This is a genomic window from Saccharopolyspora sp. NPDC002376 (assembly GCF_053593195.1).
In genome coordinates, this window is sequence record NZ_JBSFBZ010000077.1 from 1 (window position 1) to 18,772 (window position 18,772).

The 18,772-nt window shown below is 68.4% G+C and carries 15 protein-coding genes and 1 pseudogene; 6 read left to right on the forward strand and 10 right to left on the reverse strand.

Annotation, left to right across the window (positions count from 1 at the left end; genetic code table 11):
* Positions 1 to 232: 232 nt before the first annotated feature.
* The gene (locus ACWCO2_RS33150; protein WP_450131744.1) at positions 233 to 1,495 is read right to left on the reverse strand and encodes a cytochrome P450; all 1,263 of its coding nucleotides are present in this window, start codon (positions 1,493 to 1,495) and stop codon (positions 233 to 235) included.
* A gap of 385 nt (positions 1,496 to 1,880) precedes the next feature.
* Between ACWCO2_RS33150 and ACWCO2_RS33155 the strand changes: the two genes are divergently transcribed.
* Positions 1,881 to 2,960, forward strand: coding sequence for a DUF418 domain-containing protein (locus tag ACWCO2_RS33155; RefSeq protein WP_450131745.1), 1,080 nt, complete (start codon positions 1,881 to 1,883; stop codon positions 2,958 to 2,960).
* 92 nt (positions 2,961 to 3,052) lie between these two features.
* Here the strand turns inward: ACWCO2_RS33155 and ACWCO2_RS33160 are convergent, their stop codons facing one another.
* Entirely contained in the window at positions 3,053 to 4,069 is a 1,017-nt protein-coding gene (locus ACWCO2_RS33160) for an Lrp/AsnC family transcriptional regulator (RefSeq protein WP_450131746.1), read from the reverse strand.
* 179 nt (positions 4,070 to 4,248) lie between these two features.
* Here ACWCO2_RS33160 and ACWCO2_RS33165 point away from each other — a divergent pair, with 179 nt between their 5' ends.
* From ACWCO2_RS33165 to ACWCO2_RS33175, 3 genes are all read left to right on the forward strand, one after another.
* The gene (locus ACWCO2_RS33165; RefSeq protein WP_450131771.1) at positions 4,249 to 5,757 is read left to right on the forward strand and encodes an AbgT family transporter; all 1,509 of its coding nucleotides are present in this window, start codon (positions 4,249 to 4,251) and stop codon (positions 5,755 to 5,757) included.
* A 320-nt stretch (positions 5,758 to 6,077) separates the two neighbouring features.
* Positions 6,078 to 7,223, forward strand: a complete 1,146-nt coding sequence (locus tag ACWCO2_RS33170; protein ID WP_450131747.1) for a M20 family metallopeptidase — start codon at positions 6,078 to 6,080, stop codon at positions 7,221 to 7,223.
* Between the two features lie 400 nt (positions 7,224 to 7,623).
* Positions 7,624 to 7,962 carry an LmrA/YxaF family transcription factor gene (locus tag ACWCO2_RS33175; protein WP_450131748.1) on the forward strand — a complete coding sequence of 113 codons (339 nt, stop codon included), beginning with the start codon at positions 7,624 to 7,626 and terminating at the stop codon, positions 7,960 to 7,962.
* A 102-nt stretch (positions 7,963 to 8,064) separates the two neighbouring features.
* On the opposite strand, the gene ACWCO2_RS33180 is transcribed toward ACWCO2_RS33175, so the two are convergent.
* The 8 genes and pseudogenes from ACWCO2_RS33180 to ACWCO2_RS33215 all read right to left on the reverse strand — a co-directional run bounded on the left by ACWCO2_RS33180 (position 8,065) and on the right by ACWCO2_RS33215 (position 16,321).
* Positions 8,065 to 8,697, reverse strand: a complete 633-nt coding sequence (locus ACWCO2_RS33180) for a class I SAM-dependent methyltransferase (protein ID WP_450131749.1) — start codon at positions 8,695 to 8,697, stop codon at positions 8,065 to 8,067.
* A 63-nt stretch (positions 8,698 to 8,760) separates the two neighbouring features.
* The gene (locus ACWCO2_RS33185) at positions 8,761 to 10,311 is read right to left on the reverse strand and encodes an amidase (RefSeq protein ID WP_450131750.1); all 1,551 of its coding nucleotides are present in this window, start codon (positions 10,309 to 10,311) and stop codon (positions 8,761 to 8,763) included.
* Positions 10,312 to 10,582: 271 nt separating this feature from the next.
* Positions 10,583 to 11,117: pseudogene (locus tag ACWCO2_RS33190) on the reverse strand (response regulator transcription factor).
* Positions 11,118 to 11,158: 41 nt separating this feature from the next.
* Positions 11,159 to 12,235 (reverse strand): sensor histidine kinase, encoded by a 1,077-nt coding sequence (locus ACWCO2_RS33195; protein ID WP_450131751.1) that lies wholly within the window; start codon positions 12,233 to 12,235, stop codon positions 11,159 to 11,161.
* Positions 12,232 to 12,969 (reverse strand): ABC transporter permease, encoded by a 738-nt coding sequence (locus ACWCO2_RS33200; RefSeq protein WP_450131752.1) that lies wholly within the window; start codon positions 12,967 to 12,969, stop codon positions 12,232 to 12,234. Before ACWCO2_RS33200 ends, ACWCO2_RS33195 begins: the two co-directional genes overlap by 4 nt.
* Positions 12,966 to 13,682 carry an ATP-binding cassette domain-containing protein gene (locus tag ACWCO2_RS33205; protein WP_450131753.1) on the reverse strand — a complete coding sequence of 239 codons (717 nt, stop codon included), beginning with the start codon at positions 13,680 to 13,682 and terminating at the stop codon, positions 12,966 to 12,968. The genes ACWCO2_RS33200 and ACWCO2_RS33205 overlap by 4 nt, the downstream gene beginning before the upstream one ends.
* Before the next feature lie 221 nt (positions 13,683 to 13,903).
* Positions 13,904 to 15,100 (reverse strand): CaiB/BaiF CoA transferase family protein, encoded by a 1,197-nt coding sequence (locus ACWCO2_RS33210; RefSeq protein ID WP_450131754.1) that lies wholly within the window; start codon positions 15,098 to 15,100, stop codon positions 13,904 to 13,906.
* Positions 15,101 to 15,154: 54 nt separating this feature from the next.
* Positions 15,155 to 16,321, reverse strand: coding sequence for an acyl-CoA dehydrogenase family protein (locus ACWCO2_RS33215; RefSeq protein WP_450131755.1), 1,167 nt, complete (start codon positions 16,319 to 16,321; stop codon positions 15,155 to 15,157).
* Between the two features lie 236 nt (positions 16,322 to 16,557).
* Here ACWCO2_RS33215 and ACWCO2_RS33220 point away from each other — a divergent pair, with 236 nt between their 5' ends.
* Together ACWCO2_RS33220 and ACWCO2_RS33225 are read left to right on the forward strand one after the other, a co-directional pair.
* Entirely contained in the window at positions 16,558 to 17,895 is a 1,338-nt protein-coding gene (locus tag ACWCO2_RS33220) for an MFS transporter (RefSeq protein ID WP_450131756.1), read from the forward strand.
* Between the two features lie 58 nt (positions 17,896 to 17,953).
* A complete protein-coding gene (locus tag ACWCO2_RS33225) occupies positions 17,954 to 18,712 on the forward strand; it encodes an IclR family transcriptional regulator (RefSeq protein ID WP_450131757.1) in 759 nt (252 codons plus the stop codon).
* Positions 18,713 to 18,772: the final 60 nt, after the last annotated feature.

Below are 18,772 nucleotides of genomic sequence, written 5' to 3' on the forward strand. Positions count from 1 at the left end.
CACACTGGCGCCGACAACGCCAACTCCAAGCCCGAACCAGCCACTACCGAAAACGCGGCTACCCCTGAACTGCCGTTGCAGTACTAAAACTGACACTTCCCTGGCTTGATTCCGGAGGACAGCGCCTCGGCGAGGAACTCCGGGACTCCCTGCTCGCCTGCCTGCGGAAACGCGATGACCTCGACGTCGGCGCGGTCCGCGCGAACTGGCCGCGCTGCACCTGTGAACCGGGTCATTTGACGTGCACGGGCAGGGAATCCAGGCCGTAGACGATCGAGGCCTTCCGGAACTCCAGCTCCGCGGCGGGCACCGCCAGCCGGATGTCCGGGAACCGGCGCACCAGTGCTGGGTAGGCCGCGCGCAGCTCCATGCGGGCCAGCTCGGCACCGATGCAGCGGTGGAGGCCGTGCCCGAAGGCCAGGTGGGACGTCGGTCGACGATCGCCGTCGAAACCCTCCATTCCCTGCCCGAGCACGGCATCCCGGTCCGCACCGCTCAACGAGCACAGCACGACGTCGCCCCGCTCGATCCGGACTCCGGCGATCTCCACGTCTTCGCGGGCGAATCGAGGGAACGCCACCTGCACGACGGTGAGGTAGCGCAGCAGCTCCTCGACCAGACCTGGCACCACCTCGTCGTCGTCGCGGACGCGCTCCAGCAGTTCCCGGTCCTCGAGCAGCACCAACGCGCCCAGCGCGAGCATGCTCGCCGTGGTCTCGAAACCACCGGTGAGCACACCGTCGGCGAGTTCGGCCAGCTCCCGGTCGCTGACCTCGTCGCCGTGGTCCCGGATCAGCGCGCCCAGCAACCCCTCGCCCGGTTCCTCGCGCTGCTTGCGCACGACGCCGTGCAGGTAGTCCAGCGACTGCGACATCGCGCCCAGCGACGCACCCACGCCGTCGAAGACGTCGAAGCGCGCCACGCTGAGCTGCTGGAACTCCTCGCGGTCGCCGTAAGGAACGCCGAGCAGCTCGCTGATCACCAGCGACGGGATCGGCACCGCGAATTCGGTCACCAGGTCGACCGGCTGGTCGGCGGCCGCCATCACGTCGAGCCGCTCCTGCACGATCGCCTCGATCTCCGGGGTCAACCGGGCCAGCCGCCGCATGGTGAACTCCGGCGTCAGCAGGCGCCGCAACCGGGTGTGCGCCGGTGGATCGGTGAATCCGAGACCACCGGGGTTGTCCTCGGCGGTAACGCCCGCGTATCCGACGAGGTTGGTGAAGTCGTTGCTGAACTTCCCCGCGTCGCCCAGCACCGCCTTCGCCTCGTCGTAGCCGGTGACCAGCCAGACGTTGGCCGCGAACGGCAGGTCCAGGCGGCTGATCGGTTCCCGCTCGCGGATCGCGCCGAGCGCTGGGACGGGATCGAGTCCGGTCCGCTGCAGCGGCATCAGCGCGGCCGCCGGCAGGACCGAGCTCAGCCCCTTCTTGCGGGCGCGCGCGAGGTATAAACGAGCGAACAAACCGGTGATCGTGGACCGAAGGCGTCCCACTGTCACAAACCCCCATCGAACTTGGCATTCCTGATCGACCGCCGCCCGTTTCCCCGGACGGATCGGCGGTTCCGCACTGTGTCGATGATCGACGCGGTGGCCCGCTACTCTACCTCGCCCTGATCGATTGCTGCCAAGTGCAATATTCGGAGCTCGGAGCAGTCCACTTCGCACCAGCGGCGCGAAATCCCTGTCAGTGCAACGAAAGGATCCTGTCGACGCGCACTCGGACGCCGTCGCGAGACGTAGCGGAAAGGAGCCGATGAGCCAGATCGTCTCGGTCGATCGGTCGAGTCCGCGCGTACCGAAGCCCGGCCGATCGACCGATGCCGCCGAGCCGATGAGTCATGATGCAAAGCGGTGCGGCCCGGCCAGAATCGATGGCGTGAACTACCCGATCTCGAACTCCCCCGCTCCGGTCGACGCACCGACGGCCCGCATGCCCGAGGCGCCCACCGTCCGGCTGTCCACCACTTCCGGCAGTCGGCGCATCGGCGAGCTCGATGCGCTCCGGGGCCTGGCGCTGTGCGGGATCCTCCTGGTCAACATCCCACCGATCCTGCACCTGACCAGGACCGTCGACTTCGCGGAGCTGCCGGTACCGCATGCATTCGACCTGTTCGTCCAGCAGCGGTTCTTCCCCATCTTCTCGCTGCTGTTCGGCGTCGGGTTCGCGATCTTCCTGGCCAGCGCGGGACAGCGCACGGCCCGTCCTCGCGTCGTGCTCCTGCGCCGCCTGCTGGTGCTCGCCGGTTTCGGTGCGCTGCACCAGCTCCTGCAACCAGGGGAAGCGCTGCTGCCCTACGCGATCTTCGGGCTGCTCGTGCTGCTGCCGATGAGCTTCCTGCCGTGGTGGGCCAACCTCCCGATCAGCGTTGCCATGATCACCACGGTCCTCACGCTCGGCATCGGCGGAACGCTGCTGATCCCAGGCCTGCTGCTGACCGGATTCGGGCTCGCGCAGTCCGGGGTCATCGCCACGCTGCACGAGCGCGGCGCGCAGATCGCCGCGGTGTTCGGGCTCTCCGCCGCCGTCTCTGCCGTTTTCCTGGCGATGCAGTGGCCGATGGATCTGGAGACGGCGTGGACCAGCTCGGTGCCCGCGGCCGCCGGTTTGTTCATGGCGATCACCTACTCCACCGGCCTGCTCCTGCTGCTGCGCACCCCGGCCCGCCGAGCGCTGTCCCCGATCCTCGAACCGCTCGGGAAGATGGCGCTGACGAACTACGTCACCGCGACGCTGCTGACCATCGCGTTCGGCAACCTGCTCGGCATGTATGAATCCGCCGAGTGGGGACTGCTCTTCGTGCTGGCCGCTGGGATCACCCTGGTCCAGATCCTCTGGAGCCGCTGGTGGCTGGCCCGCTTCCAATACGGCCCGATGGAGTGGGTCTGGCGCTGCGCGACGTGGTGGAGCATCGTCCCGTTCCGCAAGCCCCGGCCATCGGTCCGGCCAGCCCGGTAACCGACCCCGGCGGAGATCGCGATGCTGAACTCACCCGATCACAACACCAGATCCCGTTGTGGTTCAAAGCGATTCAGCATCGCGATGAGCGCTCAGCGGGGGTTGAGCGGGAAACCGCCTCGGCCCAGCCGGTACCCGGAGCGATTGATCCAATAGCGGCGCAGGACGTCCAGCACGACCGAGACCTCCACCGAGCGGATGCCGGGCAGCGCGGCCAGGTCGTGGGACAGGAAGTCGGCGAGGTGCTCCTCACCGCGGAACACGCCCTGGTGGATCACCGTCGCGTTGCCCGCGACCATCGAGACGTAGCGGGCGGATGGGTGCCGTCCCAGCGCTTGCCCGACCTCCTCGGTCGAGCCGGGCTCGGTCGACAACGACAGCGCCACCTCGAGGTGGAAACCCAGCAACCCCGGCTCCACCTCCACGCGGGGGCGGATGACCTGCCGCTCCAGGAGCCCGGCGATCAGCCGGTGCGCGGTGGACTGGCTGACGCCCAGCGCCCGGGACAGGTCGCTAGACGTCAGCCGCGCATCGGCGTGCAGCAGCCGGGTCGCCTCCCACTCGATATCGGAAAGCGCTTGCGGCGCAACCACTTCCTGCGCCTCGATCCGGTAGGGCGCAAGAGCGGCGCGCTGGTCGTCGTCGAGGCGATCGATGCGCCAGGCCTCGGCCCGGCCGAACGGCTTGAGCACCAGATCCGACTGGGTCGACACCACGCCCGGCACCGACGGGAGACGTCGCGTCAGCAGGTCCTTCACCGAATCCCGCCTCGACGGCCGGACGGTGCAGTACACGTCGGCGCGCCCGGTGGCCATCGCGACGTACTGGGCTTCGGGGATTTCGGCGACCTGGCGGGCGACGTCCTGCAGCTGGCCGGGCGCGGTGGTGATCCAGACGTGCCGGGGATGGGTGTCTGAGATCAGCGTCCAGTCCAGCTGGCCGATCACCCGCAGCACCTGCTCGGCGTGCAGCCGCTGCAACCGCCGCCCCACCGTGGTCGGCGAACTGCCCACTGCATCGGCCAGCGCGTTGATCGGCGCGCGCGGCGCCTCCTGCAACGCGGACACCAGGTCCAGGTCGAGGTCGTCCAACACGAAGTCGCCATCCACAACGAGTGATAGTACGCCCACCAAGGGCATCGGGATCGAATAGATGCACCACTTCACGGTTCACTATTGACAGATAGCTCCATGTCCGATTTCAATGGCCGCCATCGGCCCAGGGTGGCCGGATCGGATCTCTAGGAGCTCGGTTGACCAACACGGAGAATGCGCGCCCCACCCGGTCGATGTCGCTGCTGCTGGGCTTCCTGCGCGGCGTCGAACGCTTCGGGAACAAACTGCCCCACCCGTTCTGGCTGTTCACGCTGATGGCGCTCCTGGTGATCGCGCTCAGCGCGGTGCTCAACGCCCTCGGCGCTTCCGCGGTGTCCCCGGTGGACGGCAAGACCATCGAGGTCAAGAGCCTGCTGACCGCCGAGGGGATGGCCACGATCTTCGGCGACGCGGTGGAGAACTTCGCGAAGTTCCCGCCGCTGGCGCTGATCATCACCGTGATGCTGGGCGTCTCGGTCGCCGAGCAGAGCGGCATGCTCAACGCGATGCTGCGCGGCAGCGTCACCCGCGTGCCGGCGAAGTACCTGACGTTCGTCGTCGCGCTGGCCGGCATCAGCGGCAGCGTCGCCTCCGACGCCGCGTACGTGGTGCTGATCCCGCTGGGTGCGCTGGTGTTCAAGGCCGTCGGCCGCAGCCCGATCCTGGGTCTGGTGGTCGCGTTCGGCTCGATCTCCGCCGGGTACAACGCCTCGCTGCTGCTCACCCCGACCGACGCGATCCTGGCCGGGCTGACCACCTCGGCGGCCCACTTCATCGACCCGAACTACGTGGTCACGCCACTGGCCAACTACTTCTTCTCGATCGGCTCGGCGCTCTTCCTCGCCGTGGTGATCACGCTGGTCACCGAGTTCGTGCTCACCAAGCGCACCGAGGACATGAACGCCGACGGGGACGGCCCGGACGAGCAGCTGGGCGAGATGCAGCTCAGCGCGATCGAACGACGCGGCCTGCGCAACTCCGGTCTCACCCTGCTGGCTGTGCTGGCGCTGCTGGTGGTGGCACTGGTGCCGTCCGGCTCACCGTTCCGCGGGGAGGACGACGGGATCCTCAACTCGCCGCTCATCACCGGCGTCGCCTACCTGCTCGGGGCTGTCTTCCTGCTGACCGGCGCGGTGTTCGGCCGCACGACCGGCAGCCTTTCCACCGCCCGCGAGATCCCCGCCGCGATGGCCAAGGGCGTGGTCGACCTGGCACCGGTGGTGGTGCTGTTCTTCGCGGCCTCGCAGTTCCTGGCCTTCTTCAAGTGGACCCACATGGGCGAGGTCCTCGCCATCCACGGCGCAGCGCTGCTGCAGTCGGCGAACGTGCACCCGCTGGTGCTGTTCCTCGGTCTGATCGTGCTGGTCACCTGCATCAACCTGGTGATCACCAGCGGTTCGGCGCAGTGGGCGCTGGTCGGCCCGATCGTGGTACCGATGCTGATGCTGCTCGACGTGACCCCGGAGGCGACGCAGGCCGTCTACCGGATCGCGGACTCGGCGACCAACCTGATCACCCCGATGAGCCCGTACTTCGCGATGGCGCTGGGACTGCTGCAGCGCTACCGCAAGGAAGCCGGAATCGGCACCCTGATGTCGATGACGCTCCCGATCTCCTTCGCAATCCTTGTCACCTGGACGCTGTTCTTCATGGCCTGGTGGGCCCTGGGCATCCCGTTGGGCCCCGGCGCCCCGGTGCGCTGACAAACACTGTCTCCGAACTCTTTTTGCGTAGCGGTGCAGGTAGTGGAACCTCAGACGCCGCCTGGACTGCGGGTGCCCAGCCTTATGTATGCCAAGGCACGGCGGCTGGGCCGTCCTCGCCAGGCGACGTCTGAGAACCCGCGGCGGTGCAAGCGCCGAGGGCGGGCTAAACGTCTACGGCGTTTCAAAGACAAAAATCAATGATCAAAGACAGGCACTGAAACTGGCACTCCCCTTGCACGTGGAATGGCCTGGCAGTTTCAGGCAAGACTGTCGCTCAGCACGACACGCCGGGCGACGAAGGTTCTGAGAGGTGAGTTGTGACGACGAAGCTGGTGGCGCGGGCCGAGCAGGAGCTTCCGGAGGTGCTCGCGGACCTGCGGCGGCTGGTGGAGCACGAAACCCCCAGCAGCGACAAGCAGGCCCTGGATGCCGGGCTCGCCGACATCGAGCAGTGGCTCACCGAACGTCTCGGTGAACCGACTGCCCGGCAGCGCCACGACTGCGGCGATCGCGGCGACATCCTCGACGTCACCTACCCCGGCACGGCCGACGGAACCGTCCTGCTGCTGTGCCACTACGACACGGTGTGGCCGATCGGCACGCTCGCGGACTGGCCCTTCACCGTCGACGGCGACCGCATCACCGCGCCCGGCTGCCTGGACATGAAGGCAGGCATCGTGCACGGCGTGTGGGCGCTGCGCCTGCTGCGCGAGCTGGACGTCCCGCGCCCGTCGGTGCGGTTCCTGCTCACCGGCGACGAAGAGATCGGCAGCCTCGCGTCGCGCGAGCACATCGAGCAGGCGTGCACCGAGGTGACCGCGACGCTCGTCCTGGAGGCGAGCCGCGAAGGCATGGCCAAGATCCGCCGCAAGGGCATGGGTCTGTTCGACCTGTCGGTGCAGGGCGTCGAGTCGCACGCCGGCCTCGACCCGAAGGCGGGCGCCAGCGCCATCCACGCCATCGCCGAGCTGATCCCGGCGATCACCGGGCTCGCAGATCCAGAGCGCGGCACCACGATCAACGTCGGGCTGATCAACGGCGGCACCGGTCGCAACGTGGTGGCCGGCCGGGCGACCTGCGAGATCGACATCCGCATCCAGGACCCGGCCGAGATGGCCCGCATCGACGCGGGCTTCCGCGAGCTGGCCGTGGCCGACGACCGCATCCGGGTCGAGCTCACCGGCGAGTGGAACCGCCCGCCGATGAACCCGAACCCGCTCTCGGAGAAGCTGTTCGAGCACGCCAAGGCGGCAGCGCAGGAGCACGGCCGGGTTCTGGAGGGCACGTCGGTCGGTGGCGTGAGCGACGCGAACTTCGTGTCAGCGCTGGAGAAACCGGTCCTCGACGGCCTCGGCGCGGTCGGCTCCGGCCCGCACGCCCGCGATGAGCACGTGATCCCGAGCGAGTGCCCAGGCCAGATCGCCACCCTCGCATCCCTGATCAGCAGCCTCCGCGACTTCTGACCGGAACTACGCAGCAGCGCCCGTCCGGCACAACGCTGGGCGGGCGCTGCTGCTTTCGGGACAGGTCGTTCCACGTACTATGACATCCAGCATAAGTTACCCGTTGGTAATGCGTTGATCGTCGGGAAGCGCCTGTGTTCTACCTGGTCACGACGGTGATCGCATGAGTCCGCGCAAGAGCGGCAGCCGCGAGCGTGCTGCACAGCACGTCCGCGATGCTGTGCGAATACGGGGCCAGCGCCACGAGCATCGACCGGGTGCTCGCACACAGCGGCGCGCCCCGCAGGTCGGTCTACCACCACTTCCCCGGCGGCCGAGCACAGCTGATCGACGAAACCGTCGCGCTCGCCGGCGATTTCATCACCGACATGATCGACTCCGCGCGCAGGCGGACGACCCGATGTCCACAGTGGATGCTTTCTTCGCGTGGTGGCGAGAACGGCTCGTGGACAGCGACTTCCGAGCCGGCTGTCCCATCGTGGCGGTGGCCGTGGAGACCAACGACGACGCCCCGCAACTGGTCGATTCGACGGCCGCGGTCTTCTCCCGGTGGACGCAGGCCCTGGCAGCGTCGTTCGTCCGGCACGGCCTCCCCGAGACGCGAGGCGAGCGACTGGCCGCTTTCATCATCGCCGCGGTCGAAGGCGCGGTGATCATGTGCCGGGCGGAGAAGGCCACGACGCCGCTGGAAGCAGCCACCGACGAGATCCGCGAGCTGCTGACCCACGCCCTGAGCTGAGAACCATCCGCAACAGCAAGGAGATCCCCGTGCTGACCCCCGCCGGGGTCAGCTACACCACCTTGGAGCTCAAGGCCTGATCCTCACGCCCGAGAACTGAGGTCAAGCGGCCGGTTTCCGGGCTGACAGGCGTTCGATGATGCCCAGTTTGAAGCGGTCGGTTTCCTCCAACTCCAGGCCGGCGGCGCGGACCAGCGGCAGCGGGCGACGGCGGAAGTGCTCACCGCCGAGCGGCACCGCGATCAGGTCCGCTGCTCGCTGGACGATGCGCGCCGGCCACGACGAACTCGCCACGTGGTCGAGCAGCAGGAGCTTCCCACCTGGTCGCAGTACGCGTGCCATCTCAGCGATCGCCCGCTTCTCGTCGGGGATCGCGCACAGGCCGAAGGTGCACACCACGGTGTCGAAGGCGGCGTCCGGGAACGGCAGCTCCTGGGCGTCTCCTTCGCGCAGGTCGACCGGCACGTCCAGCTCCCGCGCCCGCCGCCGCGCGAGGTCCAGCATCCGCGGGCTCCACTCGATGCCGGTCAGCCGGACGTCACTGCGGTAGGCGGGGATGTTGAGCCCAGTGCCGATGGCGACCTCCAGTACCTCGCCCTCCGCGCGGGAGCACACCCACTCGCGGCTGCTCGGCGCCATGAACCGCTCGAAGCGGCCCATCAGCTCGTCGTAGCCGCTCGCGGACCGGTCCCAGTAAGCGCGCCACCGCTCGGCGCGGTCCCCATCGACTGCCATGCCTCGACGTTACCGGCGCGGCCCCGTTTTGGCTGCACAGCAGGAGAATCCGTGCCCAGCCTGTCAGCGATCCTGAGTGGGGAGGAACTTCGGCGTCCGCCAGGCTGCGAGTTCTCGCTCGGCCGCTGCCGCAAGGGACAGCAGGGCGGAATCCTGCTGGTCACCGGCCATCAGCAGCAGGCCCACCGGGAGTTCGCCGACGGATCCCGCGGGCACCGAGGTCGACGGGTAGCCCGCCACCGCGGCCGGGGTCGAGGACGGGATGACGTCGTCGTCGCCGCGCGCGCAGTCCGTGGTCCAAGCGGGCGGGTTGGTCGGCGAGGCGATCGCGTCCAAGCGGTGCTCGGCCATGGTCTCGTCGATCGAGCGCTTGGCCAGGTCCGTCAGCTCCGCGCGCATCGCCTGGTACTGCGGGTCCGTGGTCGGCGGTGCGGCGAGGGCCTGCTCGAAGAGTTCCTGACCGGCGAAGCAGGTCTGCTCCTCGGGGTGCTGCCGGTTGAACTCGACGAGTTCGGCGAGGTTCTGCGGGCCTTCGCGGGTGGCGAGGTAGGCGTCGATGTCGCGGCGGAATTCGCTCAGCAGCGCGGGGAATTCCAGTTCGTCGAGCCGGTCCTGGTAGGGCGGGGTCACCTCGACCACTTCCGCGCCCGCCGCGCGGAACTTCTCCTCCACGCGCGTCATCACCGCGTCGACCTCCGGGCCGAGCTCCGGCAGCCGCCACAGCCCGATGCGCTTGCCCGCCAGGTCGCCGACCTGCGCGGTCACCTGCGGGGCGGCGAAAGTGGCCGGGTCTGCCGGGTCCTGCCCCTGCAGCACGGCCAGGGTCAGGGCGGCGTCTATGACGTTGCGCGCCATGGGACCGGCGGTGTCCTGCTCGGACGAGATCGGCACCACGCCGGAGCGGCTGACCAGGCCCAGGCTCGGTTTGTGCCCGACGACGCCGTTCATCCCGGCCGGGCACACGATCGAACCGTCGGTCTCGGTACCGATCGCCACCTGCGCCAACGACGCGGCCAGCGCCGCGCCGGAACCAGCTGACGAACCACAGGGGTTGCGGTCGAGGACGTACGGGTTGCGGGTCTGCCCGCCAACTGCGGACCAGCCGGAAGTCGGTGCGGCGGCGCGGAAGTTGGCCCACTCGGAGAGGTTCGTCTTGCCGAGGATCACCGCGCCGGCATCCCGCAGCCGGGTCACCAGCGTCGCGTCGGCGTCCGGCGGCGCACCGGCCAGCGCCAGGGAGCCGGCGGTGGTCGGCATGTCGCGGGTGTTCACGTTGTCCTTGAGCAGCACCGGGATTCCGTCCAGCGGGCCGAGCACCCGCCCGGTCCGGTGCCGGACATCGCTGGCCGCTGCTTGCGCCAACGCCTTCGGGTTCGTGCGCAGCACCGAGTTGATCTTCGGATCGATGGTGCGGATCCGATGCAGGTACGCGTTGGTCAACGCGCTCGACGTCAGCGAGCCGTCGGCCATCCGCTCCTGCAACTGCGGGATGGTGACGGTGTCGAGGTCGACGCCGTGCGCCGGAGCTGCCTCGGCCTCGCGCACGTCCTGTGCACCCATGAACGTCCCAACGGTGAGAGCGATGATCAGCGCGAGCGCGCCAGTTCTGCGCATGTGGCCATCAGACTACGAAGAGATCACCCGTGCAAGCGATTTTGAGCGCCCGGCGATTCACAGTTTCAATTGAAACTGTGGTTCTCCCTGCGTGGATTTTACAGTTTCAATTGAAACTGTAACCCCACGCGGGTGACGGCCCCAGCCGTACCCGGCCTCCGCACCTCAGGCCTCCGGACCTCCGGCCTCCACACGTCCGGCCCGAAGCAAGTCGACATGTGGTCGGCGTGTCGGGACACCGCGGGAGGGGCCTCGGAGGGGCGAGGCGTCGTCAGAGCCAGCCCTGGTCTCGGGCGATGTTGGCCGCTTCGATTCGGTTGCGGGCAGCGAGTTTCGTCATTGCTGTAGAGAGGTAGTTGCGGACCGTTCCCTCGGCGAGGTGGAGGCGGTCAGCGATGTCGGCGTTGCTCGCGCCGGTGACCACTTCGCGCAGAATCTCCCGCTCCCGGTCGGTCAGCGGGTCCGGCTGACCCCAGGCCGCCACCGCCAGCTCCGGCGCCACCACCCGCTCCCCCGCATGCACGCGGCGCAGCGCCGTGACCAACTCAGCGATCGGGGCATCCTTCAGGACGTAGCCGGCCACGCCGATCTCCATGGCTCGCCGCAGATATCCGCTGCGGGCGAAGGTGGTGACGATCAGGACCCGCACCGGGTCGCCGCGGCGCTGGAGTTCCGCTGCGACGTCGATGCCGCTGCGCTCCGGCATCTCGATGTCGGTCAGCAGGATGTCGGGCCGGCCCTGCCGTGGCCACGACCTCGACGTCGGGTTGCAAGTCCAGCAACGCAGCGAAGGCGCTGAGCACCATCGTCTGGTCCTCGGCCAGCACGACCCGGATCTGCTCGCCCACTACGCCGCCACCTCCACCGGCACCGCGATGGTCACGGTCGTACCCGCCGTGCCGGTGCGCCGAACCTCTCCGCCCAACGCGCTGATCCTCTCGCGCATACCGCTCAACCCGTTGCCTTCCGGTGCTTTCCCACCCGCTCCGTCATCAACGATGACCAGCCGCAGCTCGCCCTGGACGATTTCCAGACCGATGTGGCAGGTGCGCGCCGAGGCGTGCCGGGCGACGTTCGTGGTGGCCTCGCGCAGCGCGAGGGCGAGTTCGTGCTCGGTGGAGTCCACAATGCTCACCGCAGCATCCCACTGCACGGTCACCTCGACTCCCATGCTGGCCAGGGTGTTGCGCGCGGACTCCAGCTCACCTTCCAGGGTGGCCTGCCGCCAACCGCTCACCACCGCGCGGATCTCGGTGAGCGCAGCCCGGGAGGTGCGCTCGATCTCGGCAGCTTCCCCACGCGCCCGCTCGTCGTCCACGCCGACGAGTCCGTTCACCAGCTGAGCGCGCATGGTGATCGCCGTCAAGCTCTGCCCCAGCAGATCGTGCAGGTCACGGGCGATGCGCTGCCGTTCCGCGAGAGTCGCCAGGTGCTCGACGCGCGCGTTCCGCAAGCGCAGATCCGCCTGCGCGCGTTCCCTCTCCGCCCACTCGATCTGGAACGAGCCGATCAGCCACAGCAGGATCAGCGACGGCAGCATCCCGTACATCCGCCAGGGCAGCGGCACCGTGGAGTACGCCGAGCACGCACTGAGCAGGGCCGTCATCCCGATGAACCACCGCAGGGCGGCGCGGCGCGACTCGGTGAACCCGGCGATCGCGGCGGCGTAGACGAACAGCACCGCCGCACCGGAGTTGAACGGCGTCACGAGAGCGCCGAGCAGCACCGTCGGCACGGTCGAGGTCCAGCGGGCGCGGTCCGGCCGCCGCCAGGCTACTGCGTACATCGGGAGGAAGACGGCCACCACGACCGCGACCAGCGTCCAGTCCACCCAGTTCGCAGTCGGCGAGAACACCGGCAACCACAGCAAGTTCGCCAGGTAGATCAGGTGTCCCCAACGGGACAGCAGTCCGGGAGTCCTCATGATCGAGCACGACGATACGACACCGCAGCCAGCATTCCGGACACCGCGGTCATGCCGACCAGCACCAACGCGTGCTCGGCGGCGGCACTGCCGTCCAACTGAGCCATCGCCAGCTGGGCCAGGTGGTAGGCCGGCAGGAACGGCGCGATTTGGCTGAAGATCTCGGGCAGCGCGGCCAGCGGCACCCACAGCCCGGACAGCACCGCCATCGGGAACAGCAGCGCGTTGAGGATCGCGGCGGTGGCGTTGGTTCCCGCCTGGAACCCGATCGCCAATCCCAGCAGGGCGAACGGCAGCGTCCCGAGCACCAGGACGGCCCAGAGCCGGACCAGCGCGGCCGGTGATATCTGCAGCGTTCCGAGCAGCGCGGATGTCGCGGTGATCGCCGCCAGCACACCGATCGCGTAAGGCAGCGCGGCCATCACCTTGGCGGTCAGCGTCACGCCGATCGGCACCGAGGAGACCTGCTTGGCGCGCAGCCAGCCGCGTTCGCGGTCCGATGCGACGCCGATGCCCGGGTTGGTCAGCACCACCGACAGGACAGCGAACGTGCCGAAGGTGGCCAGCATCGCCGTGCCCGTCGGCACTGCGCCGGACGGCACGCCGCCGTAGAGGAACGCGAACAGCGCGAAGAAGACCACCGGCATCACGATGGAGAAGAACAGCGCGGACGGTTCGCGGAAGATGCCGCGCAGCTCGTCGGCGATTTCCACGGCGAGGATCCTGGTATTCATGCGGTAACCTCCTCGGTCAGTCCGATGAGAGCTTCTTCCAACCCGGCACCTTCGACGCGCAGGTCCGACAAGGTCGGGTCGGCGGCGAGCAGGTGGCGCAGCAGCGCTTCCGGTTCGCGGGTGCGCAGCCGGACCAGGTCGCCGTCACCCGCGACCGACACGACACCGGGCATCCGCTCCAGCATGGCGCTGTCCAGCGCGGTTCGCGCGATCACGGTGCGGTCGGACAGCCGGGCGGTCAGTGCGTCCGGGCTGTCGGCGGCCAGCACCCGGCCTCGGTTCAGCACGACCACCCGGTCAGCGACCGCGGCGGCCTCCTCGATCAGGTGCGTGGTCACCAGCACCCCGGCCCCGCGAGCACGACGTTCGGCCAGCACCTGCGCCATCGCCAGCTGAACCCTCTGCTGCTGCCCGCCGGAGAGCTTGGCGGCACGCCGTCGCACCAGATCGGTCAGCCCGAGTTCGGCGAGCACCAGAGCGGCTGCGGAGCGCGGGAATCCTCCCCGCACCGCAGCTCCGGTGACCAGCTCGCCGACCTTCAGCGCGTTCGGGAACCCGATCGACTGCTGCACCACGCCCAACCGCTTGCGCACCAACGGTTTCCGCGGATCACCACCGTCGATCCGAACGGTGCCCTCCTGCGCGTGCAGCAATCCGACGATGAGCTCGACGAGGGTCGTCTTGCCCGCTCCGTTCGGCCCGAGCAGCGCCATGCACTCCCCCGCCCCAACGGCGGTCCACCCCGTCCAACGCCCGGGTCGCACCGTATCGGTGCCGCACCCCGCGCACTTCAAGCACAGATCCCATGCCCGGAGATGCTCGTCGCTCGGGACGGCAGCCGGCAGTGAAGCAAAGCCACCCGCCGCGGCTGACATTTGTCATTCCGGCACCTGATCAGGGGTTTCCAAATTTCCCTAAAATTGGGAAACCCCGCTCAGCACGTCCGAGCGATGTCGGCTTCGATGAGGGCCGTGACCTCCTCGTCGGTGTAGCCCAGGGTGGTCAGGATTCGCCTGGTGTCGGCGCCCTGCTCTCGCGGAGCTGTGCGGACGTTGCCCGGAGTTCGGCCGAGCTTGATCGGAATTCCGGTGCCCCGGTACCCGTCCTGCTCCACGACCATCTCGCGGTGCAGCACCTGCGGGTCGGTGAGCGCTTCGCCGACGTCGTGCACCGGCGTCGCCGGCACGCCGCGCTCCAACAGCGCCTGGGCGAGGTCCGCGCGGGTTCGGGTGCTGATCGGCGCGGCGAGGATGTCCCGTAGCACGGCCATGTTGTGGACCCGGTCGGCGTTGGTGGTGAACCGGGGGTCGTCGGCGAGCTCCGTCAGCCCGAGGACTTCGACGATGCCGCGGAACTGGCGGTCGTTGCCGCCGCTGATGAAGATCACCCCGTCCGCGGCGTCGAAGGTGTCGTAGGGGGCGATGGACGGGTGCGCCGAGCCGGTGCGCTGCGGGATGTTCCCCGAGGCCAGCCAGGACGCGGAGTGCGGGTGCAGCAGCGACACCGCCGTGTCCAGCAGCGTGCAGTCCACCAGCTGCCCGCGCCCGGTGGTGTGCCGGTCGTGCAGCGCGAGCAGCACACCGGAGAACGCGTAGATGCCGGTCACCATGTCGACGACGGGCACTCCCACCCGCAGCATCGGCCCGGACTTCTCGCCGTTGACGCTCATCAGCCCGCCGTAGGCCTGCAGGATCGCGTCGTAGCCCGGGGTGGAGCCCATCGGCCCGTCGGTGCCGAATCCGGTGATGCGGCAGTGCACCAGCCGGGGGAAGCGCTCAGCGATGATCTCGTCGGAGTAGCCCCACTTGGCCAGCGTGCCGGCCTTGAAGTTCTCCACCACGACGTCCACATCGGACAGAAGTTCGCCCAGCAGCCGCTGCCCGTCCACTGTGGTCAGATCCAGGCAGATGTTGTCCTTGTTGCGGTTGACTCCGGTGTGGTACGAGCTCATGGAATCGGTGACGAACGGCGGCCCCCAACGGCGGGTGTCGTCGCCGGCAGGCGGCTCGACCTTGATCACCTCGGCGCCGTGGTCGGCCAGCATCTGCGAGCACAGCGGACCGGCCAGGATCCGCGACAGGTCGAGAACTCGGATGCCCTGCAGGCTGCCGGTGGGTTCAGGTGCGTTCATGGACCATCCCGTTCACTCGAAACTTCCGCTGACCGTTCACCTTCGACGTTCGGATCAGTACGACTTGGGCAGACCGAGGACGTGGGTGGAGACGTAGTTGAGCACCATCTCCTGACTGACCGGGGCCAGCCGCAGGATGCGGGACTCGCGGAAGTAGCGCTCCACGTGGTACTCGCGGGCGTATCCCATGCCACCATGGGTTTGGATCGCCTGGTCCGCGGCCTTGAACCCGGCGTCGGCGCACAACCACTTGGCCATGTTCGCCTCCCGACCGCAGGACAAACCCTGGTCGTATCGCCAGGCCGCGTTGCGGGCCATCAACTCCGCAGCGTCGAGCCGCGTGGCAGCCTCCGCCAGCGGGAACGCGACACCCTGGTTCTGACCGATCGGCCGGTCGAAGACGACGCGTTCCTTGGCGTAGCGCACCGCGCGATCCAGGGCTGCGCGGCCGATGCCGAGCGCTTCGTGGGCCAGCAGGATCCGCTCCGGGTTGAGCCCGTCGAGCAGGTACCGGAAGCCCTGCCCCTCCTCACCGACCCGGGCGCTCTCCGGCACGAACAGGTCGTCGATGACGACTTCGTAGGACGAGACGGCGTTGCGGCCTAACTTCGGGATCGGGCTCAGGTGCACGTGTTCGCGATCGATGTCGATCAGGAACAGCGACATCCCGTCGGTGGCCCGCTCGACCTCCTCGCGTCGGGTGGTCCGCGCGATGAGCACCATCTTCTGCGAGTCGCCGGCCTTGGTGATCCACACCTTGCGGCCGTTGACCCGGTAGCCGCCATCGACGCGCTCGGCGAAGGTCGAGATCCGCGTGGTGTCGGTGCCCGCGTCGGGTTCGGTGACGCCGAAGCACACGTGCAGCGATCCGTTCGCCGCGGCGGGCAGGACCTCCTGGCGCAGTTGTTCGCTGCCGTGCTTGACGATCGTGTTCAGGCCGAAGATGGTCAGGTGCATGGTGCTGCAGCCGTTCATCCCGGCGCCCGAGGCCGCGACTTCTTCCAGCAGCAGCGCCGCTTCCAGGATTCCCAGCCCGCCGCCGCCGTACTGCTCGGGGATGGCGATGCCCAGCCAGCCGCCTTCAGCGAAGGCGTTGTAGAACTCCCACGGGAACCGGTTGGCCACGTCGCACTCGGCCCAGTAGTCATCGGAGAAGCTGCGGGCCAGTTCTCGTGCACCCGCCCGCAGGTCCGTCTGGTCCGCGGTCAGCTCGAAGTGCATGGCGTGGTCCTCCCGAACGCGGATGTTCGTATTTACGAACGAAAGCTCAGATATAAGAACAAGATGGTCCTCCGTGAGCACTCCTGTCAACCCGTCGCGACGTCTTGACAGTGACGCCGTTCACTTCTTAGATTCACACTTACGAAACACAGTTCGTATATGCGAACTCCTCATTCCGCTCCCGAGCGAGCTCCCAGCGCAGTCGCGCGATGATTCCGGCGAATAGGACTTGAGCGATGACGCTTGACAGTGCTGCCCCGCCACCTCCAAATCCGCCTTCCCGCAAGGCAGTCGGTCCCGCCGTGGTGATCGGCACCGCCCTGGAGTGGTTCGACTTCTACCTCTACGCGTCGATGGCCGCGCTGGTCTTCGGCAAGCTGTTCTTCCCCGGCGGCGACCCGACCACCGCCACTCTGGGAGCGATGGCGACCTTCGCCGTCGGATTCCTCGCCCGGCCCTTCGGCGGCATCGTCTTCGGGATGCTCGGCGACAAGTTCGGCCGCAAGATCGTGCTGTCGGTGACCTTCCTGCTGATGGGCATCTCCTCCGGCCTGATCGGCCTGCTGCCCACCTATGAATCGGTGGGCATCGCCGCGCCGTTGCTGCTGGTCGTCCTGCGCCTGCTGCAAGGCCTGGGCGCCGGGGCCGAGCTGGGCAGCGCGATCGCGGTCGCCTACGAGCACGCGGACGAGAAGTCGCGGGGACGCCTCGGTTCGCTGCCCGCGCTGGGCGTCAACATCGGACTGTTCGCCTCCTCGCTGACGGTCACCGTGCTCACCAGCTCCAGCGACGAGTTCCTCTACAGCTGGGGTTGGCGCATCCCGTTCATCGCGAGTTTCGCCTTGGTGGCACTGGGTTTCTGGGTGCGTCGGCAGATGCCGGAGACCCCGGAGTTCGAGAAGGCCGCACGGGAAGCCAGCTCCAAGAAGAAGACCCAGCCGCTGCGCTCGCTGATCCGCTCGGACTGGCGCGGGCTGTCGGTGGTCCTGGCGATCACCATCGGCTACAACGGCGTCAGCTACGTGTTCAAGACCTTCTCGCTGTCCTACCTGACGCAGTTCCGCGACGTGGCGGCCAACGTCGGTTCCTTCGGCATCACGCTGGCCAGCGCCGTCGCCATCATCACGGTGCCGATCGCGGGCCGGATCTGCGACAAGGTGGGGTCCAAGAACGTCGTGATCACGGGTGCCGTGGCCACCGCTGCGCTGGCCTTCCCGTTCTTCTGGCTGCTGGATTCCGGGCAGAGCGTGCTGATCTGGACGGCGCTGGTGCTGGCCACCGGCATCGTGGTGCCGGCGATGCTCAGCGCCCAGGGCGCGTTCCTCGCCCAGCAATTCCCGACCGAGACCCGCGCGTCCGGTCTGGGCACTGGCCGAGAGGTCGGCGGCGCGTTCTCCGGTGGTCTGGCGCCGCTGGCCGCGCTCGCCCTGGTCTCGGCAACGCCCGGACACGCCACTTGGGCCGTGTCGCTGATGTTCGTCGCCGGGGCCTTGTTCATCGGGATCGGCGCGATGTTCGACCAGGCCAAGCGGCTCGCCGTGGTGGCCGAGCAACCGGTCGTCGAGCGGACCTGACGGACTCGGGCGCAGCGGCGGCGGTAGGTTCGTCGGCGAAACGTGGTCATCGACGACGATGGGGATCACCGTGCCACCTGCCGAAGCTGGAGCAGCAAAAGCGCACCGCACGGTCTCGCGGGTCACCACGATCCTCGAGCTGGCGGCGGCGCACCGGTCCGGAGTGCGGCTGGCCGAACTGGCAACCGCGCTGGACGCCCCACGTTCGTCGGTGCACGGCCTGGTCAAAGGCCTCGTCGCTACCGGCTACCTGCGCGAGGAGAGCGGGGCGTACCGGATCGGCCCGGCGATCAACTCGCTGCTGGCCGCTGCGCCGCCGTCCATCGCCGAAGCCGCCCGCCCGGCGATGGAACGGCTGCACCGCCAGTTCGACGAAACCATCATGCTGGCAACGCTGGTCGGGGACTCGGTCGTCTACACCGACACGATCGAGTCCACCGACCCGATCCGCTTCATCGCCCCGCTGCGCACCCGACGCCCGCTGCACCCGACGAGTTCCGGCAAGTGCATCCTCGCCTTCGGCACCGAGCGGTTCCGCGAAGGTTATCTGACCACTCATCTGTCGGATCCGGTGCAGCAGGACAAGATCCGGCGCCAGCTCGAAGAGGTCGCGCAGGCGGGCGTGGCGATCAACAGCGGCGAAACCCTCCCCGACCGCAGCGGCGTCGGAGCGCCGATCTTCGACAAGGGCAAGGTGACGGCGGCGATCGCGGTGGCGGGCCCCATCAACCGCCTGGCGGACAAGATCGCCGAGATCGCCGAAGCGACGAAGGCCGCCGCCCACGAGGTCTCCGAACGCCTCGCCGGCCGCATCTGACGGCGTGTCGGGGGCAGGAGGGCGTCCAAATTTAGGGAAATTTGGAAACTCATCGGCCGG